Annotated in this window: 17 protein-coding genes; 10 read left to right on the top strand and 7 right to left on the bottom strand. The window is 44.3% G+C overall.

Translation table 11 applies throughout. The features are described from left to right. Positions 1-27: 27 nt before the first annotated feature. Positions 28-1,341 carry a 6-phospho-beta-glucosidase gene (locus EDI28_RS05305; RefSeq protein WP_128782758.1) on the top strand — a complete coding sequence of 438 codons (1,314 nt, stop codon included), beginning with the start codon at positions 28-30 and terminating at the stop codon, positions 1,339-1,341. A 55-nt stretch (positions 1,342-1,396) separates the two neighbouring features. Here EDI28_RS05305 and EDI28_RS05300 read toward each other — a convergent pair whose 3' ends face one another. Both EDI28_RS05300 and EDI28_RS05295 read right to left on the bottom strand, forming a co-directional pair. Further along, complete coding sequence (locus tag EDI28_RS05300) at positions 1,397-1,771, bottom strand: hypothetical protein (protein ID WP_128782757.1); 375 nt, start codon at positions 1,769-1,771, stop codon at positions 1,397-1,399. A 241-nt stretch (positions 1,772-2,012) separates the two neighbouring features. Then, positions 2,013-2,342, bottom strand: coding sequence for a winged helix-turn-helix transcriptional regulator (locus tag EDI28_RS05295; RefSeq protein WP_128782756.1), 330 nt, complete (start codon positions 2,340-2,342; stop codon positions 2,013-2,015). A 167-nt stretch (positions 2,343-2,509) separates the two neighbouring features. Between EDI28_RS05295 and EDI28_RS05290 the strand changes: the two genes are divergently transcribed. The 5 genes from EDI28_RS05290 to can all read left to right on the top strand — a co-directional run bounded on the left by EDI28_RS05290 (position 2,510) and on the right by can (position 6,666). Further along, the gene (locus tag EDI28_RS05290; RefSeq protein ID WP_128782755.1) at positions 2,510-2,923 is read left to right on the top strand and encodes a YybH family protein; all 414 of its coding nucleotides are present in this window, start codon (positions 2,510-2,512) and stop codon (positions 2,921-2,923) included. 281 nt (positions 2,924-3,204) lie between these two features. Next, a complete protein-coding gene (gene modD / locus EDI28_RS05285; protein ID WP_128782754.1) occupies positions 3,205-4,050 on the top strand; it encodes a ModD protein in 846 nt (281 codons plus the stop codon). Positions 4,051-4,327: 277 nt separating this feature from the next. Then, the gene (locus EDI28_RS05280) at positions 4,328-5,335 is read left to right on the top strand and encodes an SLAC1 anion channel family protein (protein ID WP_233353276.1); all 1,008 of its coding nucleotides are present in this window, start codon (positions 4,328-4,330) and stop codon (positions 5,333-5,335) included. Between the two features lie 57 nt (positions 5,336-5,392). After that, positions 5,393-5,881, top strand: coding sequence for a PaaI family thioesterase (locus EDI28_RS05275; protein WP_128782753.1), 489 nt, complete (start codon positions 5,393-5,395; stop codon positions 5,879-5,881). 128 nt (positions 5,882-6,009) lie between these two features. Further along, complete coding sequence (can, locus tag EDI28_RS05270; protein WP_128782752.1) at positions 6,010-6,666, top strand: carbonate dehydratase; 657 nt, start codon at positions 6,010-6,012, stop codon at positions 6,664-6,666. Between the two features lie 82 nt (positions 6,667-6,748). Here the strand turns inward: can and EDI28_RS05265 are convergent, their stop codons facing one another. The 4 genes from EDI28_RS05265 to EDI28_RS05250 form a co-directional block, all read right to left on the bottom strand. After that, on the bottom strand, positions 6,749-8,377 hold the full coding sequence (locus EDI28_RS05265; RefSeq protein ID WP_128782751.1) for a methyl-accepting chemotaxis protein: 1,629 nt from the start codon (positions 8,375-8,377) through the stop codon (positions 6,749-6,751). Positions 8,378-9,079: 702 nt separating this feature from the next. Then, positions 9,080-10,237: a cyclic di-GMP phosphodiesterase gene (locus tag EDI28_RS05260; RefSeq protein ID WP_128782750.1), complete on the bottom strand. Its 1,158-nt coding sequence runs from the start codon at positions 10,235-10,237 to the stop codon at positions 9,080-9,082. Positions 10,238-10,535: 298 nt separating this feature from the next. Further along, positions 10,536-10,940: a hypothetical protein gene (locus EDI28_RS05255; protein WP_128782749.1), complete on the bottom strand. Its 405-nt coding sequence runs from the start codon at positions 10,938-10,940 to the stop codon at positions 10,536-10,538. A gap of 9 nt (positions 10,941-10,949) precedes the next feature. Next, positions 10,950-12,986: a S8 family serine peptidase gene (locus EDI28_RS05250; protein WP_128782748.1), complete on the bottom strand. Its 2,037-nt coding sequence runs from the start codon at positions 12,984-12,986 to the stop codon at positions 10,950-10,952. Between the two features lie 619 nt (positions 12,987-13,605). Between EDI28_RS05250 and EDI28_RS05245 the strand changes: the two genes are divergently transcribed. Next, positions 13,606-15,171: a methyl-accepting chemotaxis protein gene (locus EDI28_RS05245; RefSeq protein WP_128782747.1), complete on the top strand. Its 1,566-nt coding sequence runs from the start codon at positions 13,606-13,608 to the stop codon at positions 15,169-15,171. 90 nt (positions 15,172-15,261) lie between these two features. On the opposite strand, the gene cra is transcribed toward EDI28_RS05245, so the two are convergent. After that, positions 15,262-16,245, bottom strand: coding sequence for a catabolite repressor/activator (gene cra / locus EDI28_RS05240; protein WP_128782746.1), 984 nt, complete (start codon positions 16,243-16,245; stop codon positions 15,262-15,264). 274 nt (positions 16,246-16,519) lie between these two features. Here cra and fruB point away from each other — a divergent pair, with 274 nt between their 5' ends. The 3 genes from fruB to fruA are packed head-to-tail and all read left to right on the top strand — an operon-like array spanning position 16,520 to position 20,408. Next, entirely contained in the window at positions 16,520-17,638 is a 1,119-nt protein-coding gene (fruB, locus tag EDI28_RS05235; protein ID WP_128782745.1) for a fused PTS fructose transporter subunit IIA/HPr protein, read from the top strand. Then, positions 17,638-18,654: a 1-phosphofructokinase gene (gene pfkB / locus EDI28_RS05230; protein ID WP_438942779.1), complete on the top strand. Its 1,017-nt coding sequence runs from the start codon at positions 17,638-17,640 to the stop codon at positions 18,652-18,654. Before fruB ends, pfkB begins: the two co-directional genes overlap by 1 nt. Continuing rightward, the gene (gene fruA, locus EDI28_RS05225) at positions 18,654-20,408 is read left to right on the top strand and encodes a PTS fructose transporter subunit IIBC (protein ID WP_128782997.1); all 1,755 of its coding nucleotides are present in this window, start codon (positions 18,654-18,656) and stop codon (positions 20,406-20,408) included. The genes pfkB and fruA overlap by 1 nt, the downstream gene beginning before the upstream one ends. The last annotated feature ends 64 nt before the right edge of the window (positions 20,409-20,472 follow it).

Genomic DNA, 20,472 nt, shown 5'->3' with positions numbered 1-20,472 from the left:
ATCTTATCTATAACGAGAAACATTACTATGAAAAAAGGTCTAAAAATCACCGTCATTGGTGCTGGTTCAAGCTACACTCCTGAGCTAATCGAGGGCTTAATCAAACGTAATCATGAGCTGCCAATTGGCGAACTTTGGCTTGTGGATATCGAAGATGGCTCAGAGAAAGTGAGCATCATCGGCGATCTGACTCATCGAATGCTGGCGAAAAACAATATGTCGCACATTGAGGTCCATGTAACACTGGATCGTAAGCCAGCTCTGAAAGACGCAGATTTTGTTTGCTCTCAATTCCGTGCTGGATGTCTTGAAGGTCGTATTCGTGATGAACGTATCTCGCTCAAGTACGGCATGATTGGTCAGGAAACCAATGGTCTTGGCGGGTTTGCCAATGCTTGCCGAACTATTCCTATCGCACTGGAAATCTGCAAAGAGATGGAAGAGCTCTGTCCAGATGCGTGGTTGCTCAACTTCACCAACCCATCTGGCATGGTGACAGAAGCTATTTTGAAACACACCAAGGTAAAAGCCGTGGGTTTGTGTAACGTTCCGGTGATTATGCAAAAAGGCATCGCGCAAATGCTTAATGCGGAAGAGCAAGATTTTGTGCTGCAAGTGGCAGGGCTTAACCACTTTATTTGGGCTCGTCAGATCTTGCATGAAGGTCGCGATAAGCTGCAAGATGTGGTCGAAGAGATCTTGTCTGGCAGCGACCCATTGGTGCCGCAAAATATCCCGCCATTTGAGTGGCCAGCAGAGTTGCTGCGCAATATGGGGATGATTCCATGTGCTTACCTTCGTTACTACTATACCAGCGAGGACATTATGGGTCAGGAGATAGAAGAAGCGAACGGAGAAGGCACGCGCGGGGAAGTGGTTAAGGCGATGGAAAAACGTCTGTTTGATATCTACCGTAATCCGGAGCTGAATGAGAAGCCGAAAGAGCTGGAAAAACGCGGCGGTCAATATTACTCAGAAGCGGCATGTGAACTGATGAGCTCCATCTATAACGATAAGCGTACTATCATGCACGTAAACACCCGCAATAACGGCGCAATTGATGGCCTGCCAGATGACTGCGCGGTAGAAGTTAGCTGTATGATCACCAAAGCCGGGCCCGTGCCATTGAATGTCGCGCGCTTCCCATCAGACACATTATGCCTGATTCAATTGATGAAAGAGTTTGAATCACTGACGGTGGAGGCTGCTGTTACTGGCGATCGAAATGCGGCACATCGTGCTCTGATTCTAAATCCCTTGGTCACAACAGGTACGATTCTAGAAAAAGCCCTAGAAGAGACTATTGAGGCGAACCTAGATTACATGCCTCAATTCCGCTAGGACATAAATCCGAATAGGGGCGGTTTAAAACCGTCCCCTAATTTAAGCTGTGGTATTACTGACTCTCTTTCATCGCTGAAATGACTGACGGATCATTGAGTAGGTTAAACAACAGGCCTTTTGCTGATGCTCTCTGAGAATCGGATAAGGCCTTTTTGGGATTTTCTCTGGATTGTGTCAGTATGTTTTTGATGAATTTGCTGTTAGTTCCGGATAGTTCGTATACAAACCTGAGAGTGTCTAGTAATTCATCCTGAGGCAAACTATAAACCGCCATCTCACAACCAAGGTTATCCATGGAAAGTAAGTTGTTAACTACTACTTCACGCTCAGCCTTGAACTTTTCTTTGGCTTCATAGGCATCAATCAAAATCTGCACTCTATCGGCAATAGCTACTGGTATTTCCATTGTTTTAGTTTTATGAGTCATTACTGATTCTCCTGTTCTAACTGGGATTCAATCACTGGGTCATTGAATAATGCCGATACTGAGGGTGGGATTTTCCTATATTATTGGCAATATAGCTATGGTTCATTCCTGAGAAATTGAGACTATGAATCATCTATTTTAAGGTCAATGTGGAGGTATCGAATCAGAGACGCTGCCGTGGGGTGAAAATTTTCAAGTCTAGAGCAAGTGATTTACTCAAGTTCTATGTGTCAGGTTGGAGTTAAACTTTATCCCAGTCATCAGATTTTCTTACGATAATGTCGACAATTTCTGCAAGTTCTTCTCCTTTTGGTGTCAATCCGTAATACACCGTTACAGGAACAGTTTCTTCTTGTCTTCGCCAAACAAATCCTTCTCCTTTTAACAGTTTTAATCGTTCACTGAGTACTTTGCTAGAAACGAGAGCGAGTTGTTTCTGTATTTGCCCAAAACGCATTTCATGATGCTGACCAACTAACCAAACGATATGCGCGGTCCACTTTGTAGAGATCAACGTTAAGTATTTATCTGCACTACAATAGCCTTCGGGTTGTTTCCCTTGATTATTCATATTCTCCTCCTTTTTCCGTCATCATATCGAGCTTGCACTCAGTTGACACACCTAGTCGGTTGGTTACTCATAGGTAACTAGTTACTTTTAGGTACCTAATTTCTTTTAGTAACTTAAGTAAATATTATCACTCTATCTTCACCGAACAGTCAAACTAAGGATATATTATGAAAGCAATATGGTTTGTTGCCTTAAGCACTCTATCTTTTTTCTCTTTCGCATCGATAGATTACAAAAAACCGCAAACACCTAACGAGTTACACCAGCTATTTGCAGAGTATTTTTCAAATAAAGATATTACTGGACTGGGTACGCTATTCCATGACGATGCTGTATTGGTCTTAGATACTGAAGGTAACCTTGCTATAGGTAAAGAGGCTATCAAGCAGGCTTTAAAAGGTTATATGCAAGGTGACGTTGAAATTATTACACACGGCGCTTCTATTCACATCAATGGTGACACCGCACTTATCCGCTCTGACTGGGAAATTACTAATGTACAAACAGGAATGGCACTTGAAGTGATGAAATATACTGATGGTGGGTGGCTTTATGTCATTGATAACCCGAATGGCTTCTAGATCTTCGCAACGGTGCTTTCCCCGGGTTACCTTAGAATTATAACCAGGATGATGTGCAAATAATGGCCATTTGATCTGGGATGGATACCTGTTGGATACAGGTTAATCAGTGATATGAGCTACTAGTGGTTTTTTCCGTAACCAAATAATTTATGTATTGCTAAATTAGCAATATCATTGATACAGTTTTGTTGTTCAACGAGTTACCTATGTGCCTCGCTTCTTTACGATCGCCAAGTTAGTATCGTCGCGGGGCGTTTAATCGATTAACAGGAGATAACATGCTGTATTTTTCAGATTATGAACTCGATACCTTTTTGCTGGAAGATGCTTATCGGGGGGATTTAACGACCCGCAGCCTGGGGATCGGGCAACATAAGGGCAAAATGGTATTTAAGAGAAAACAAGCGGGTCGGGTAGCTGGGGTAGAAGTAGCGCACGCTTTGCTGACCAAGCTTGGCCTTCAGCCCGTAATACATATAGCAGATGGTGTTGACGTCGATGCGGGTACAGTTTTGCTTGAAGTCGAAGGGAAAGCTGAACAGCTGCACACTGGCTGGAAAGCAGCTCAAGTGGTGCTTGAATGGTGCTGTGGTGTCGCCCAGTACACTGCTGATATGGTTGCACAGGTTCAGCTGGCCAACCCGAATGGTGTTGTCGCCTGTACCCGAAAAAGTATTCCGGGAACCCGTAAGTTAGCCACAGCCGCGGTATTGGCTGGTGGGGGCCATATTCATCGTGCGGGTCTTAGCGAAACGTTATTGGTTTTTACTAACCATCGCCGCCTATGCCAGGAACCTGAAAACTGGCAGCAGCATGTCGTTCGGTTACGCCAGCAGGCTCCTGAAAACAAGATTACCGTAGAAGCAGATACTCTCGATCAAGTTGCTGAGCTAGTAAAAGCGGCACCGGACATTATTCAGCTTGATAAGTTCTCTGTGGCTGAGGTGCTTCAATCACAGCAACTGTTAGCCAAGTCCGGTCAACAAACAATGTTGTCTGTTGCTGGTGGGATCAATCGTAATAATGCAGCGGAATATGCGAGGACAGGAGTAACCTTGTTCATTACATCAGCCCCATATTATGCCGCTCCCGAAGATATTAAAGTAATTATCACACCAATTTAGAGGCTATTTTCGTTGCCTGAAGCAATCTATCCATTATAGATGACCGCCATCGAGCATATTCTTCAAGGTTCATTACGCAAAAGTTACTGGCATATGCCATGAATTAAGTGTATAAATGGCATATGCCATTTATAAAGGGCCGCTACTATTGCAGCAATACTCTTTTATTATCGCATTTGCTCAGATAGCTGAGCCTTGTTCGCACAAGTAATAATTTGGCTCCTGAGACAGTCCGGGAGCCTTTTTAACATCAGTATTATTTCAAAATGGATACATCATGTCTTCATCTGTAATGACAGAGCCTTCTGAGGCGATATCCCATGAAGGTATTTCGCCAATAAAAAGAAGAGTGGCCTATTTACCCATTACATTATTTTCAATAGTCATGGGGCTCTCCGGGTTGGCCATTGCCTGGCAAAAATGTTTTCCTAGCTCATCAGTTGCATACGTGCTTTCTCTTTCCATCGGTCTTTTTGCCTCTGTACTCTTTATTATTCTATTAGGTCTGTACGGTTGGAAAACCCTCCGCCATATAGATGAAGTCCGAACTGAATTACATCACCCTGTGCGCCTAAATTTCTTCCCGACGATTTCGGTTAATATGTTGCTACTCTCTGTATTTTGGCAATCAACGTCTATGCTAGCCATAACGTTATGGACTGCAGGTATGTTGTTACAGTTAGTATTAACAATTTATGTAATGAGTAGCTGGCTCAATCACAGCCATTTCACCATTGAGCATGTCAATCCCAGCTGGTTCATTCCAATGGTCGGCAATATTGTGGTTCCTATAAATGGGATATATTTAGGTTATGAAGAGATCAGCTGGTTTTTCTTCAGTGTTGGGCTGTTATTCTGGTTGGTACTGCTGGTTATTGTGATGTATCGTCTTTTATTTCATGAACAATTACCACTTCGCCTGATACCAACATATTTCATTTTATTAGCGCCTCCTTCTGTTGGCTTTATCTCTTATACTGGGCTGGTTGGTGGATTAGATAACGGAGCCCGATTACTTTATTACTGTGCACTATTTTGGGCGATGTTGTTGGGTTGCAATGCGATACGCTTCTGGCGTGTGCCATTTGTTCTCTCATCTTGGGCTTTCTCTTTTCCTCTAGCTGCTCTTTCCATCGCAACCATCAAGATGGCTGAGCTTAGTCAACAACCGTATTTATGTTGGCTGGCACGTTTGTTGGTGATACTACTGTCAGTTATTGTGAGCTGGCTAGTACTTCGAACTATACAAGCTGCACGACAGGGAAAGATTTGCACTCAAGAATAATTGGCTGATTTGCGACATTACAAAAGGTTGGATACCAAACAAAAACATGAGTGAAGCATGAATAATCCAGAAAAAAGATTTTTACAGAATGAGATAGAGAAATTCGACTTATTCAAATCAACGCGTCTCTTGGATAAGGTGAGTAAACGGAAAAGCCACCAACACTGTATGCTATGTGGCACACAATCAACGTTTGGTTTAAAGCTCGATTTCTATAATGATCAAGAGGGTGCTGTTTGGGCAAAGGCTAAAGGAAGTATTCATCAGCAAGGTTATCAAGGCATTTTGCATGGCGGGTTTATTGCTGCATTACTTGATGCAGGTATGTGTCACGCGATTTTTAACCAAGGTGTTGAAGCTGTAACCGGTGATATTAATATCCGCTACCTTGCAGAGATCCCCCTTACTGCGGATATTGTTATTCGAGGGGAAATAAGCTCTTCCTACTTAACACTCTATAAAGTTGAAGCCAGTATTTTTGTTGATCAACAGCTTATGGCAACAAGTACAGCGCGATTTATGAAACGGGAAGAGAGGCTTTGTTGAGTCACTCAAACAGCGTACATTTTTTATTTACGTTGAACTCAGTTACCATGGTTAGCCGTATTGATGTTAGAAAATTTACAACTCATTCGATTCGCTATCAGTCCGGTTTGTGTATATAGGGCGTTATTATGACAGATATAAAGCAGTTATTTGCAAATAATCTCTCTTGGTCGGAGAGCATTAAGGAAGAAAGGCCAGAGTTTTTTTCTCATCTGGCAGAAACACAATATCCGGAATATCTCTGGATTGGTTGCTCTGATAGCCGAGTTCCTGCAGAGCTTCTTACCGGTTTGGGTTCCGGAGAACTGTTTGTTCATCGTAATGTTGCCAACCAGGTCGTCCATACTGACTTGAACTGCTTGTCAGTGGTTCAATATGCCGTTGATGTGCTGAAGGTCAAGCATATTATTATTTGTGGCCATTACGGTTGCAAAGGGGTAACGGCTGCTATTGAAAATCCGCCATTGGGGCTGATCAATAACTGGCTATTGCATATTCGTGATCTACGCTTAAAACATCAAAGTGTCCTGGGGGCATTATCACGCGAAGAGTTGGATAATAAAATGTGTGAGATAAATGTTGTCACACAGGTCAATAACTTGGGTAATTCTACTATTATGCAGCAAGCTTGGGAGCGTGGTCAGGACATCACTATTCATGGCTTGGTATACGGGACCGACAATGGCGTTCTGAAGGATCTCGGCGTCACCGCATTTTCTCGGGGATCTCTCGAAGCTACCTATCAAGCCGCCATGTCAGCACTGTTATCACCGCCAGAATCATGAGTCATGGTTATAGCCATTGATATCTGTGCCTCTCAAAAATCACTACAGTTCATCCCAAAATGAACTGTAGTGATGTGATATTTTAAACTACCCGGAAATATCTCATTGTTGTTTGCAAATTAGCCGCTAATTGGCTCAATTCGATACAGGCTTGGGCTGTTTGATTCGCCCCTTCGGCAACTTCGGTTGACGAAAGGTTAATATTTTCGATATTGCGGCCTAACTCTTCAGCTACTGAATCCTGCTCGCTACATGCACTGGCAATGTGCATGCTCATTTCGGCAATCTTGGAAACATTATCCTCAATGGAGTTGATTTTGATACCGGTCTGCTGTCCCTGTTCCACACTAAGGGTGATCATATTGCAGCTTTGGCTGGTGGCTTCTTTCGCTTCGTGGGCACTTTTTTGTAGCTTATTAATAATAGAAACAATTTCGCCCGTCGAGTCTTGTGTGCGTCCTGCGAGAGTGCGGACTTCATCAGCGACGACAGCAAAACCTCGACCTTGGTCACCTGCTCGTGCGGCTTCAATTGCTGCGTTTAGGGCCAGAAGGTTTGTTTGATCTGCGATATCACGAATAACATCAACCACCATACTAATGTTGGCTGATTCCTGTTCTAGTTGATGTACCAATGTTCCCGCGTTCTGAATTTCGTCAGAAACCTTCAAAATAGAATCGACACTTTGCTGTACTTCTTCACTACCTTGCTTGGACTCATTACTGGCTGATGTCGCAGCACCTGAAGCCTCTTCAGTATTATTGGCTACATCGGCGACTGTCGCTTTCATCTGATCCATTGCCGTTGCGACCATCGTAATTTCGTCTTGTTGCTGTTTCATGCCCTGAGATGACTGCTCAGATATGGCGCTAACTTCTTCGACTGCAGTATTCAGCTGCGTCACAGCTGCAATGATATCTTCAACCAATTGGCGTAGTTTATCCTGCATCTTAGTGCTAGAGTCCGCTAGCATACCAAGCTCATCATTCCCGATGACTTCACGATTGAGTCTGTGTGTCAGGTTTCCTGATGCAATTTCTGCGGATAAAGTCATAACCTGATTGAGTGGAACGCAAATTTGGCGGGTCAGGAACAGATTGATCAATACCATGAAAATAACAAGACCGATAATGCAACCTATAGTTAATGTTTCCATGCTATCAGTACTTGCGATCATCTCTTTACTGCTCAAATCAACAAAGCCAACATTCATCTGCCTCAAGGTATCGATCTGAGATTGCAACTGCTCATACTCTTCCAGCGAGCCAACAAGAATCGGCTGTGCATCATCAATCCGGTTATCAGAGACAGCTTTATTAAAGCTAGCCAAGACGGTTTGATAGTTAGCCCATGCTTTTTTAACTTTGTTAAATTGTACTCTATCTTCTTCGGCGGTTATTGTTTTCTGATACTCAGAAAAAGCCCGCTCTATTTTTTCATTCCTCTCAATCGTTGTTTGTATACTCGCCTTCCTTTTCTGTACAGAGCTGTAAGTTAAAAGGGCATATTGTGTGCGGCGCACAGTATTAACGTCATACTGAATGTCGCTGCTTAATATAACACCAGGAAGGGCTATTTCATCAAAGGTTGTAATCCCATCCTGAACAACTTTCAATTCGCTTAGAAGATAAGCACCAAAGGCAACAATCACAAATGAAATAACCGCAAATATTGCAGCGAACTTTTTCCCTATAGATAAATCTTTATACATATTAAACCTTAATACCCGCTGTTATATATTGTGTGTGGTGAGCCACAACGCTCACAATGGAAGAGCTTCACTTTTAAAATGATTAAGTAAAAATCGATGCAGATAATATCACTGCAAAAAAGGATGTCATACCGTATAGGGAAAATTTACAGTTTAAACTGTAATGGAGTCTTTACACTAATCGAGTGATAAAAGGGGAGTAGGGTTTACATTGGAATCATATTCTATACTTTGAATAGACATTTATATGACTCACTATCCCTTATTTTTTGTTTTTTATGCAAGTTGGTTTTAATGATTTTGTTGTATGATGTTGATAATTATAACTTTCCTGCCGGTGCCTTTAGTGTTCTGACGTGTTGTTTAAATCGATTTTTCTGCGCGCGAAACATTCATTACTTTTGGTTTATTCACCTGAGCTTATGGCTGCATATATTATTTAAATTAGAGGTGATTTAAGGGGACGGTGAAAGTATATAAACTTTATGCAAGCATAATGTAGCATAATGTAGCATAATAAATATGCACATTAAAATTTCACATCTGAATTGTGATATTTGAGAGTACCTTTTATTTTGTTTATATTTTATTCGTTGGTTTCTCTCTTATGTTCTAACCCGGTATTATCTAGTGCCGAAATGACGATATTGTCGAAATGACTTTTTTGTCGTAGGCATTATCGGTGAAAATAGTCAGTTGCCGTTAACGGTAGGGCGTAGGGTCTATATTCTCCTTTCCCGGACTTAACCCTCGCTCAATGGCAAGCTGTTTTCTTTCCGCGAGATTGACCATATCTACTTCTGTATAGCGGCCGTATTTTATTGAATAGAAGCATTTTACGATGGGTTGTAGAAAGGATGCTTCATTGGACTCCCATACTAAACCTACACGCCCATCGGACAATTCAACCAGTGAGCCCACCGGATAGACGCCGACATCACGAATGAATTCATTCAGTAAGTCAGTATCTAATTGATAAGGTGTCATAGATTTGAGAATTTTAAATGCTGCGGCAGGGCTCATTGATTCTTTGTAGCAGCGGGTCGCGGTTAAAGCATCATAAATATCGACAATGGCGCTCATTCTACCGACCAGTGATATTTCATCACCATACAACCCCTTAGGATAACCGCTTCCATCAAGCTTTTCATGGTGGAGGAGGCTTACCTGACGACTCATATCTGAAAGCCCCGGAATGCTATCTAATATTGGTTCAGAGAGCACTTGGTGTAATTTCATATGTTCAAACTCTTCAGGTGTTAATCGAGCAGGTTTATTGAGTACCTCAAGTTTGACCTGGGTTTTGCCTATATCGTGTAATAGCCCGCCAATGGCCAACTGTTTGAGCACCTGTTGATTTAAACCTAAGTGCCGCCCAAAGCTCACCATCAGGAAAGCAACGTTTAGGGAGTGCTCTAGCAAATAGCTGTCTTTATTTCGCAGTGCAGCGACACAGTGGATGGCGTCAGGGTTACAGCGAATAGAATCGACAATACTTTCCGACAGATCGGCGATGGGGGCAATATCAATGTTTTTCCCCTCATACAGGCTGTCGATGGCCTTGCTCAGTAAATCCTTTGATTTAACTAAGATAGACTCAGCACGCTTGCGCTCTACTTCCATCGATATGCTTTTTGATGGTTTCGGGTTGCGCTGATTGATGTCAGGTACATAGCGGTTCAAGTCTGACTGTTCGAAGTCAACCCAAACTGTTTTTATGCCGTTGGCTTTGATCTTATTAATTAAGTCACTAGAGTGGATTCTACCCGGCTTGCTGACACGTAACCGTCCTTTGGCGTTTTCTAGCTCAACGACAAATAATCCTTTGCAGAGGTATTTAACTGCGACTGCCTGAATCATACTTGGCTAACCACCATCACTGAATAGTCCAAGCAGCATGTTAGCTCAAAAAACATGAACAGTTACATTGATATGAGGGCAATTATTCGAAACTGAGACTTATACGTCAGATAGGTTATGAACCCGGATTTATAAGAGAAGGGCTAAATACCATTTACCAGAGTTTCACTGTTGTTTTCTTAGCCAGCTAGGGAATAGAAAGGGAGAAGTAATAACCTTCTCCCTTAATGGGGTGAGGTGTCAATATTGCGTATGAAATATCACAATGCTTTACTAACTACCTCACCATTATTGCTTCTTAGTAAGACAAACTGGTTTTCTTCTCTAGTAATTGCCGCTGTGGGTTTATTTCAACATACTCGATGATGTGACGATAATTTGCGCGATCATAATCGATATTTTCTATGTCTGCTTTGTTAAGCGTGACAATTAAGATATGTCGTTCTGGCATCGAGTCAGTGATTGTCCCTCCCATTTGGGTTACTAAAGACCTCGCTTGTTCTTCCATAGCGGGTTTATATTTCAGGTAATAGCTTGCTTGGCTACTTTCCTTACTTTGCTCTACCTGCTTATCAGAATCAGGAGCAGGCATACCAATGTTATAGGCCTGAACCGGAATGCTTGATAATAGCGCTAAGCCAGTTGCTAACCCGCAGATAGGCTTTATTCCCGAATATAACCGTGAAGCATGTTTTTTTTGCATATGCCAACCTTATTTAAAGTTGATACGCCAGCTATTTAGTGTCCCCGTATCACGACGAGCATTATCATAGACTTTAAGCTGCCAAGTCCCCTTGGATTCGATACCAGTATAGTCAACCGTATATGATTTAAGGATGTTATTGCTTGAGCTGCCGCTGTTGTTGTGCAGTACGACACTTTCACCTGTTGGGGAAATCAATTTAACATTAAGGTCACCGATGTAGGTATGAGTAACGTTAAGATCAACTGTCAGTACACCTGCATCACCGGTGCGTGTTACGTTAATTTCACTGGTTATACCGTAACGGGAGTTATCTGGAATTGCGGTTGCCTGAGTATTTTCAAAACTCTCAGCCCCTGAGCCATTTCCGTCAGGACCATTACACCCTGCATCTAGATACTCTTTGGCTGATACCGCATTGATTAGACCAAAGCCGGTTCGGTTATCACGACCTGCCACATCGATGTCTTCTGCTGTCGCTTTGATCGCCTTACGAAGCTGACTGGCTGAACACTGAGGGTGATAGCTCCAAACCAATGCCGCAACACCTGTCACGTGCGGAGTCGCCATGGATGTACCGTTATAGTATTCGTAGTCTTGATTGATAGAACTATCGACAGTTATTGTCTGACCGACGGAATTTGCCAGTTCCAAACCAAGGGCGCGATCGACAGATACCGAAACAAGGTTGTAGCTGCCGTTCGTATCAACAAGGAATGGGTTTTGCAGGCCCGCAAGCTCAGTATTACTGTAAACGATAGCGGCGGATGCACCGGCATTATAACAAGCTTTGACTGCATCAACTTCAGGGTAGACGCCTGATTGCTGGTTGCCAATACGTTCAGTCAAACAGACTTTTCCGGCCATATTGCTACAGTTATAGACCCCGGATGAGGTATCGCAACGAGCAAGCTGGGCGGTAACAGAGCCGGGAACAGGTGTTGGTTCATAGTTACCATTTATATTTACTAAACGGTTATGAGGAACAACGCCGCGATTGAAGTAACTCTGTCCTGCTAAGGTAATATCGGCAAGGCGGCCTTCACCTAATGTGACAGTCGATAGAATGGCCTCACCCGGCGCTGCAATTTCAACCTGATTGGTGGCTTGAGAGAAATCAGCATGATGTTTTTGGTTATCGACGGCGGCAACAGACATGACCGAGTCATATGAAGCCGGATAGCTATGAGCAGTATTTCCGTCATTACCTGCAGCGGCAATTAACAGCACACCGTTGTCGTAATGGGTTTTTAGCGCCGCTTCTTCAGTTCGGCTAGAGTTACTGCCACCTAAGCTCATATTGATTACATTGGCGTTATTGGCAACACAGGTATCGATGGCTTTAACTAGGCCAGAGGAGTAGCCCCAACCTGATTCGTTGAAAACCTTCACGATGTGCAAATTCACATTTTGGTTGGGTAATACACCCACCACACCTTCAGTGTTGGAAATAGCCGCTATAGTACCGGCAACGTGTGTACCGTGAGCGTTATGTCGGCCAGGCGAAGACCAGCTGCCAGTGCCACTGTCATTGGTACCGTTTACCTGGTTACCGCTGAGATCGTTGTGTGCAAGATCGTAGCCTGAATCAATGATACACACGGTGCGGTTACCGGCATTGCTGTCATCAAGCAGCGTTGCACCCACAAACGTTTGTCCCCATGGCAGGCTCTGCGAGAGCAGGTGCCGAGGAGGATCAACTTCAACATAGTCAATCTCAGGGTTGTTTTGCAATGCTTGTATTGCTTCTTTATCTAGTTGAGCACTATAGGTAGATTCAGTGCCAAACTCTTCAATATTGTCGGCACTTAAGCGGTCAAGCAGTGAGCGCTGGGCGACACGACCGCCTGAAAATTCAGCGCTTTCACTTCTTAGCGAAAGCCCATTTTCCTGCTGGTCTTTGAATTTTACAATGTATTTAACTGGGATATTCGGTTTGTCAAAGGTAGCCAACGTATTCGCAGTTGCGGTTGAACTGATGCCAGCAGCAAGAGCCGCTAGTGGTAGGAGGCAACTGACAACTGTAATGTTATAGTTCTTGTTCATTCGCTCTTTCCTTTTATGAGCATTTTTAGATGATGTTACCCAATGCTTTTTATTCATTTCCTGTGAATAAACACATTTGGTAGGCAACGTGTTACATATAGCCTCAAGTGGTCGTAGAAGAAAAAAATAATCGCAACAGATGTTAAAAAGCTGGGCAGATATCAGATTATCAACTGCAACGGTTAACATTGATTTGGTGAATATCTTGTTATGGCTTTATTTTGCAGCAAAATAGACTGAGATTGTATGCCGTAATTATGACTAGATAGTTAGCCGTCTTCGGGTGGAAAAAGCAGATATCGGCCAAATTATCTCGTTGTATGTATATTTACGTTGAAGAAAACAGTAGAGAAGTGCTTAAGTTGTAATCGAATACATGATTGCTTTTGGGGTATATACAGCTTGTTGATGCTTTTACAGAGAGCTATATCAACCTTTTCGCTATGCGTAAGAGTTATGTTTAAGCCTGTTGTGTATTATCTGAAACTGAAATCAGCGATGGATTGCTGAGGAGGCATGAATAAAATCCTTGTGATTTTTATTGGCTAAGCCTTGGTAGTGTTTGTTGTATCTCATTTGGTTAGGTTTATTGCTGCAAATGGCATAAAGGTACGTGTTTATGAAAAAAATAATATTAATTGTTGTCTGCATAATGTTTGCAATTGCTGCAATAACAAGTATCTCTTCGACATCTTATATATCTCATCAAGAAATCGATAAGATCATTTTGAAAAAGTCCCAGGCACAAGCTGAATTGCTTGCCAAAAATGTGGAATATGTTTTGAGTACATCTTCGCAGCCATTGGATGATTTACAAAAAATGGTCCAGTCGCTTAAAAGTCGCTCAGATATTAGTTACGCAATCGTAATAAACAAGAATGTTCAGGCTGTTGCCCACAGTGACACTGAAAAGTTAAATAAAATATATGACGATAGCTATACCGTAGATGGCGCAACAAGAGGAAAACCACAATATTCCAAGTGGTATGCCGATGTACAAGATGTCTGGGTATACGACATTCTGTCTCCAATTTATGTCAACGGTGAATTGTACGGTACTTTTGATATCGGTATTCCTATCACTGAAGTCAGTGATGCGGCGAAAGGTATTGTGATAACTCAGCTTGTTGTCATTTTAAGTATCTTCTTTATCTGCGGTATTGTTCTTATGTGGCTGCTGGGCAAGTTGTTAAGACCGTTATCAGGATTACAGCATGCGCTAGAAAACATTTCGAAAGGTGATGGTGATCTTACTATCCGATTACCGGTACGTGGTAACGATGAAATTGCCCACATTTCGACTGCTTTCAATATTTTTGTTGGAAAAATCAATGAGATCATTGCTCAGGTGGTCAATACAGGTGTTGACCTAGGCCATTCGGCAACAGAGCTTCGGAGCCAGTCTCAGCAAGCACTAACGCGAGGCCACGAGCAAAGCGAGCAATCTTTATTGGTTGTCACTTCGATGAATGAAATGATCGCAACTATTGGTGAGATTTCACAAAATGCTGCTGGTGCGGCAGAGTCTGCTGAGAATGCCAATATCGAAACTCAGGAAGGGCAAAGGATATTACAAGAAGCAACCAGCACAATTACTGATCTTGCCACCCAAATGAATGATATGGCCGGGGTGATAACTTCTCTTGCCGACAGAACACAGTCTATTGGCTCTATTCTTGAAGTGATTCGAGGTATTTCAGAGCAAACTAACCTGTTGGCACTTAATGCTGCCATCGAGGCTGCACGTGCTGGTGAGGCCGGTCGAGGTTTTGCTGTCGTTGCGGATGAGGTAAGAAACCTGGCGACTAAAACAGCACAGTCAACCAATGAAATTCAAACCATGATTGACCAGTTACAGCATGAAGCCAAAAATGCTGTTGATGCGATGGACAGTAGTAAATCATTAACTGTAGAAGGCTCTCAGGCAACGGAAAAAGCTCAGCACGCTCTTGAGTTAATTTCAGCACAGGTCACGGCGATACTTGATTTGAATACGCAAGTTGCTACTGCAACCGAGGAGCAATCGAGTGTTGCCAATGAAATTAACATTAATATGGATACAGTGGATAGCTCGGTCAAAGTTGGGCTAACAGCCAGCCAAGAACTAGAACGATCCAGCCAGACTTTAGCAGAGCTAGCCCAAACGTTAGACCGTCATGTCGGTTCTTTCAAAATTAGCCACTAGATATCTATTCGTTAATTACTAACTAGTCATTGTGTATAAATAAGCCCCTTTTTAGGGGCTTTTTTTATCCACTTAAAGGTCGACATTTAATTAACGGCGCTTAATTTTACGTGGCACCACTTCAACTCCAGTCCGGTAGCGTCCGGCTGCGGCATTGAGCGCTAGCTCCAGTGCATTGTCGGCAATTAACTCAAACTGCTGTGGCAAAGACTGAATTTTGATTGGCAGGAAATCCAGCAGGCGGTTATCACCAAAGGTGGCAAGGTGCGTTTTTTTCATTAATTCGGGATTGGCTAACAGGCAGTCTAAAATCCCCTCGAATAGGGTATATGATGTCGCCAGTATGGCATCGGGCAGGGTGTTGTCATCAATCCATTGCTGGACTTGTTGTTGGCCTTGCTGTTGGCTGAAATGATCGCCATAGGTGACCAGTGTTTCAAGGCTCTGGTGCTGGGTATGAATGGCTGAATAGAAACCTTGTTCACGCTCTTTTGAGACCCCTAAATCCGGGACCGCGCCGACAAGGCCAATACTGCTGATGTTTTTTGCCAGCAGACTTTGTGTTAACTCGAAAGCACCTTCCAAATCTTCGCTGATCACACTGGCAAACTCTTCGTCATCTAACGCTCGGTCAATGGCTATGACAGGCACGCCACTGGCCTGGATCTTTTTATAGAAGGTATGATCGCCCGGTAGGGCACTCGCAACTAGCAAAGCATCGATTCGTCTGCTTAATAACGTTTCTGCCACTTTCATTTCTGTTTCAATATCATCGTCAGAACAGGAAATGATCAGCTGGTAGCCCGCTTTACGGGCATCTCGCTCCAGTAATTTTGCGAGCTTCGCATAACTGCTGTTCTCAAGGTCGGGAATGATAAGGCCAAAAGACCGGCTGCTTCCGGCACGCAGTGAGGTGGCTGCATGATCCGGCCGGAAGTTAAACTTATTAACCACAGCCATTACTTTTTGCTGTGTCTTTTCACTGATCCGGTACTTTGTTGCTTTGCCGTTGATGACATAGCTTGCCGTCGTTCTTGACACGCCAGCTAGCTTGGCTATTTCGTCTAACTTCATTATTGATTCTTAGTCTTGAGTAGAATTTGTGCGCCTGATCATATATTCGCAAATGATCTGACACAGAACAATTGCAATATTAGCTGAAACCATTCAGCATGTCAGCTGAAAGGTTTCAGCAAAGCTATCTAAATTTCCCAGAGTTCTGCTGAAGCTTTTATTTTCAGCAAAAGCTGAAACGTTTCAGCTTTTGCGGGTGTTTACTAGAATTAAAGACGTGTAGATAGGGCGAAAGGGGGTTTTCGCCAAGTCAAACGAATACTGGAGTGAGTACATGTTGTCACTATCAAATAACGATATTCAGCTAAAGCAAGCGGCAGCTGACAAACAACAAGCTATCAAGGCATTGGCTGCGGGTTTGGAGCAGCAAGGCTTGGTTGAAAGCGGCTATGTCAACGGCATGCTGAATAGGGAAGCGCAAAACTCAACGTTTCTGGGAAATGGTATTGCCATTCCTCACGGTACAACAGACACCCGTGATTTGGTCAAACAAACAGGTGTGCGGGTTCACCATTTTCCGCAAGGTGTGGATTGGGGAGACGGTAAAACGGCGTATCTAGCGATTGGCATTGCTGCTAAGTCGGATGAGCATCTCGGGATCCTTAAGCAACTGACCAAAGTACTCTCAGCTGACGGCGTGGAAGAAAAACTCAAGCATTGTGACAGTGCCGATGGCTTGATTGCGATTTTGAACGGTGAGGAACAGATTGAAGCTGAGCTAGATGCTGGGTTAGTTCAATTAGCCTTTCCGGCGACGGACTTAATTCAACTGACAGCAGTTGCTGCCGGGTTGATAAAGAACCGACAGGCTGCCGGTAACAACAGTGTTGCTGATGCCATCGCGACTGGTGCTAGCTACCTTGGACAGGGCTTGTGGTTGGCCAAGACAGATAAAGAGGTGAGCAAGACTGCGCTGGCTTTTGTTACACCTGCTGAGGTATTTGAAGAGCAGGGCAAAGCGGTTAAAGGCCTGTTGATGGTGGCGGCCTGTAACGGCGCGCACTTGAACAACATGAACTACCTGGCTCAGCTTTTATACAAGCAACAAGCAGACAAGCTGTTTACCGCAGATGCAGAGAAGGTTGTTTTACTTTTAACTCAGGAACTTATCGAAGGAAATAGCGACGTATTTAAGATACGCAACCCGCATGGCCTTCATGCCCGTCCAGGGGCAATGCTGGTGAGTGTTGCCAAGAAGTTTGATTCAAATATTTTGGTTTCTAACCTCAATGGTGATGGTAAGGCAGTGAACGCAAAAAGCTTAATGAAAGTCATAGCCCTCGGTGTAAAGCAAGGACACGAACTACAGTTTACGGCCCAGGGCGATGATGCCGATGCAGCACTCGAGGCTATCGGACAGGCCATTGCTGATGGTCTGGGTGAGGGTAAGTAATGAGTGCTCATAAAGAGATGAATGATCTTAACGTGAAGGCCAACAGCAATAAGCCGAAAGTCGTGACAGTCACCTTGAATCCGGCACTGGATTTGACCGGTAACCTAGATTTGTTAACGGCAGGTACGGTGAACTTGGTTGAAAAAGGAAGCCTCCATCCTGCTGGCAAAGGGGTGAACGTTGCCAAGGTGCTGGCTGAACTGGGGGCAGATGTAACCGTTACCGGTTTGCTTGGGGCTGATAACCAGGAACCGTTTTGTCAATTGTTTGAAACTTTGGGGGTTACTGATCAGTTTATCCGGGTCAACGGTGCCAGCCGTATTAACGTGAAGCTGGTCGAGATGAGCGGGCAGGTCAGTGACATCAATTTCCCCGGCGTAGCTGTTTCCGATCAGGATATTCAGCAGTTCGAACAAACACTTTTTGCTTTGGCGGAAAGCCACGATGTGTTTGTGATTGCGGGTAGCTTGCCGCAGGGGATCAGTCCGGAGCTTTGTGCTAGTTGGGTTACCCAGCTACAAGAGCGTGGTAAGCATGTGTTTTTTGACAGTAGCAAGGCCGCACTAACTGCTGGTCTCAATGCAGCACCATGGTTGGTTAAGCCTAATGACGAAGAGCTTTCAGATTGGGCAGGGCGTGAACTGTTGTCAAAGCAAGATTTAACAGAAGTTGCAGAGCAGCTGGCACAGAAGGGGGTTGCGAATGTTGTGGTCTCGTTAGGTGCGGAAGGTGTGATGTGGCTAGATAGCAATGGTTGGCTTGGTTCTCAGCCGCCGAAAATGAATGTTGTGAGTACTGTTGGTGCAGGTGACACGTTAGTCGCGGGTCTGTGCTGGGGGCAACTCAATAACTGGAATAAACAAGAGACACTGGGTTTTGCCACAGCACTATCAGCATTGGCGGTGAGCCAAGTAGGCGTCGGAGTTGACGATCTCGATGCGGTACTGATGGTAAAAGAAAGTGTCCAATTATTACATAGCGACGTGAATGCGAACATGGAACAGAGGGTATCATGATGAAAATTGCAGTTGTAACAGCTTGCCCTAGTGGTATTGCAAACAGTGTTATTGCCGCAGGCTTAATGGAAAAAGCCGCAGCAGAACTCAAAATGACGGCCAATATTGAATGCCAGTCGACAGTCATGCCGGTTAAAACACTAACCGATACACAGATCAAAGAAGCGGACTGTATTGTCATCGCAGCAAACACGGCTGTTGATACAACCCGCTTTAAAGGCAAAAAGGTCTATCAGTCAGGTATTGATGCTTGCCTCGCCGCACCGAAAACTTATCTTGAGCAAGCAATTGCGCAGGCGAAAGTTTTGACTAATGTTCAGGCTGTTGCGTCTGCTAGTGTGCCATCCGCAGCGGAGAAAACCGTCTCTAAGAAAATCGTTGCGATCACCGCTTGCCCAACAGGTGTAGCACACACATTCATGGCGGCAGAAGCGCTGGAAGGTGAAGGCAAACGCCAAGGGCATACTATCAAGGTTGAAACTCGTGGCTCTGTTGGCGCGAAAAACCAGCTCACTGCAGAAGAAATTGCAGCGGCTGACTTGGTTGTGATTGCGGCTGATATTGAAGTCGACCTGTCTCGTTTTGACGGCAAGAAACTGTATAAAACCAGTACCGGTCTGGCATTGAAGAAAACAACACAGGAACTGGATAAGGCGTTTTCCACTGCCACTATTTATAAGCACGAAGGCGGAGCTTCTGCAGGCGCCGGGCAGGCACAGGAAAAGACCGGAGCCTATAAGCATCTGATGACAGGCGTTTCTCATATGCTACCGCTTGTTGTTGCAGGTGGTTTGGCCATTGCGCTGTCGTTTGTTTTTGGTATCGAGGCCTTTAAAGAAGAGGGCACCTTGGCAGCCGCGCTAATGACTATCGGTGGTGGCTCGGCGTTTGCCTTGATGGTACCGGTATTGGCAGGTTTCATTGCATTCTCGATTGCAGATCGTCCGGGTCTTGCTCCGGGTCTGATTGGCGGTATGCTGGCAAGCTCGACTGGTGCAGGCTTCCTCGGTGGTATCGTTGCGGGTTTCCTTGCCGGTTACAGTGCCAAGTTCATTGCTGATAACCTCAAGCTGCCTCAGTCAATGGAAGCGTTGAAACCGATTTTGATCATTCCATTGCTATCAAGCTTGGTTACCGGTCTTATCATGATCTATGTTGTAGGTGGTCCGGTATCTGCGGCAATGACTGGTCTGACTGACTTCCTGAATAATATGGGCTCTGCCAACGCGGTACTGCTGGGTATTATTCTTGGTAGCATGATGTGTTTCGATCTCGGGGGCCCTGTTAACAAAGCAGCCTATACATTCGGTGTTGGCTTGTTGGCTTCCCAGACTTATGCGCCTATGGCTGCAATTATGGCAGCAGGTATGGTACCGGCGCTGGGCATGGGACTGGCTACGTTCTTAGCTAAGCGGAAGTTTAATGCCAGTGAGACTGAAGCCGGCAAAGCATCTTTTGTCTTGGGTCTGTGCTTTATCTCCGAAGGCGCAATACCGTTTGCAGCGCGTGATCCAATGCGTGTTATCCCAAGCTGTATGGCGGGCGGTGCGCTAACTGGTGCACTATCAATGCTGTTCGGTGCAAAACTGATGGCACCACACGGCGGTTTGTTTGTTCTGTTCATCCCTAATGCTATAACGCCGGTACTGATGTATCTGGTTGCTATTGCTGCCGGTACTTTCGTGACAGGTGCAACTTATGCCTTCCTGAAGAAATCAGATGAAGAACAGCTAGTTGCTGCAACTGCTAAATAACTGTTTTAAAAAATGAAAGCCCCGGCATGAAAATCATGCCGGGGCTTTTGCCACCGCTGCCTAC

The sequence above is a fragment of the Photobacterium chitinilyticum genome (assembly GCF_004104355.1).
In the GTDB taxonomy this organism is placed as follows: Bacteria; Pseudomonadota; Gammaproteobacteria; order Enterobacterales; family Vibrionaceae; genus Photobacterium; species Photobacterium chitinilyticum.
Note: the sequence above shows the minus strand (reverse complement) of the source record. Positions and strands in the feature narration are given on the sequence as shown.

Excerpts from the sequence above, each read along its gene's own strand:
- EDI28_RS05305 (WP_128782758.1), top strand. The coding sequence starts at position 28 with ATGAAAAAAGGTCTAAAAATCACCGTCATTGGTGCTGGTTCAAGCTAC.
- EDI28_RS05300 (WP_128782757.1), bottom strand. The coding sequence starts at position 1,771 with ATGACTCATAAAACTAAAACAATGGAAATACCAGTAGCTATTGCCGAT.
- EDI28_RS05295 (WP_128782756.1), bottom strand. The coding sequence starts at position 2,342 with ATGAATAATCAAGGGAAACAACCCGAAGGCTATTGTAGTGCAGATAAA.
- EDI28_RS05290 (WP_128782755.1), top strand. The coding sequence starts at position 2,510 with ATGAAAGCAATATGGTTTGTTGCCTTAAGCACTCTATCTTTTTTCTCT.
- modD (WP_128782754.1), top strand. The coding sequence starts at position 3,205 with ATGCTGTATTTTTCAGATTATGAACTCGATACCTTTTTGCTGGAAGAT.
- EDI28_RS05280 (WP_233353276.1), top strand. The coding sequence starts at position 4,328 with ATGTCTTCATCTGTAATGACAGAGCCTTCTGAGGCGATATCCCATGAA.
- EDI28_RS05275 (WP_128782753.1), top strand. The coding sequence starts at position 5,393 with ATGAATAATCCAGAAAAAAGATTTTTACAGAATGAGATAGAGAAATTC.
- can (WP_128782752.1), top strand. The coding sequence starts at position 6,010 with ATGACAGATATAAAGCAGTTATTTGCAAATAATCTCTCTTGGTCGGAG.
- EDI28_RS05265 (WP_128782751.1), bottom strand. The coding sequence starts at position 8,377 with ATGTATAAAGATTTATCTATAGGGAAAAAGTTCGCTGCAATATTTGCG.
- EDI28_RS05260 (WP_128782750.1), bottom strand. The coding sequence starts at position 10,237 with ATGATTCAGGCAGTCGCAGTTAAATACCTCTGCAAAGGATTATTTGTC.
- EDI28_RS05255 (WP_128782749.1), bottom strand. The coding sequence starts at position 10,940 with ATGCAAAAAAAACATGCTTCACGGTTATATTCGGGAATAAAGCCTATC.
- EDI28_RS05250 (WP_128782748.1), bottom strand. The coding sequence starts at position 12,986 with ATGAACAAGAACTATAACATTACAGTTGTCAGTTGCCTCCTACCACTA.
- EDI28_RS05245 (WP_128782747.1), top strand. The coding sequence starts at position 13,606 with ATGAAAAAAATAATATTAATTGTTGTCTGCATAATGTTTGCAATTGCT.
- cra (WP_128782746.1), bottom strand. The coding sequence starts at position 16,245 with ATGAAGTTAGACGAAATAGCCAAGCTAGCTGGCGTGTCAAGAACGACG.
- fruB (WP_128782745.1), top strand. The coding sequence starts at position 16,520 with ATGTTGTCACTATCAAATAACGATATTCAGCTAAAGCAAGCGGCAGCT.
- pfkB (WP_438942779.1), top strand. The coding sequence starts at position 17,638 with ATGAGTGCTCATAAAGAGATGAATGATCTTAACGTGAAGGCCAACAGC.
- fruA (WP_128782997.1), top strand. The coding sequence starts at position 18,654 with ATGAAAATTGCAGTTGTAACAGCTTGCCCTAGTGGTATTGCAAACAGT.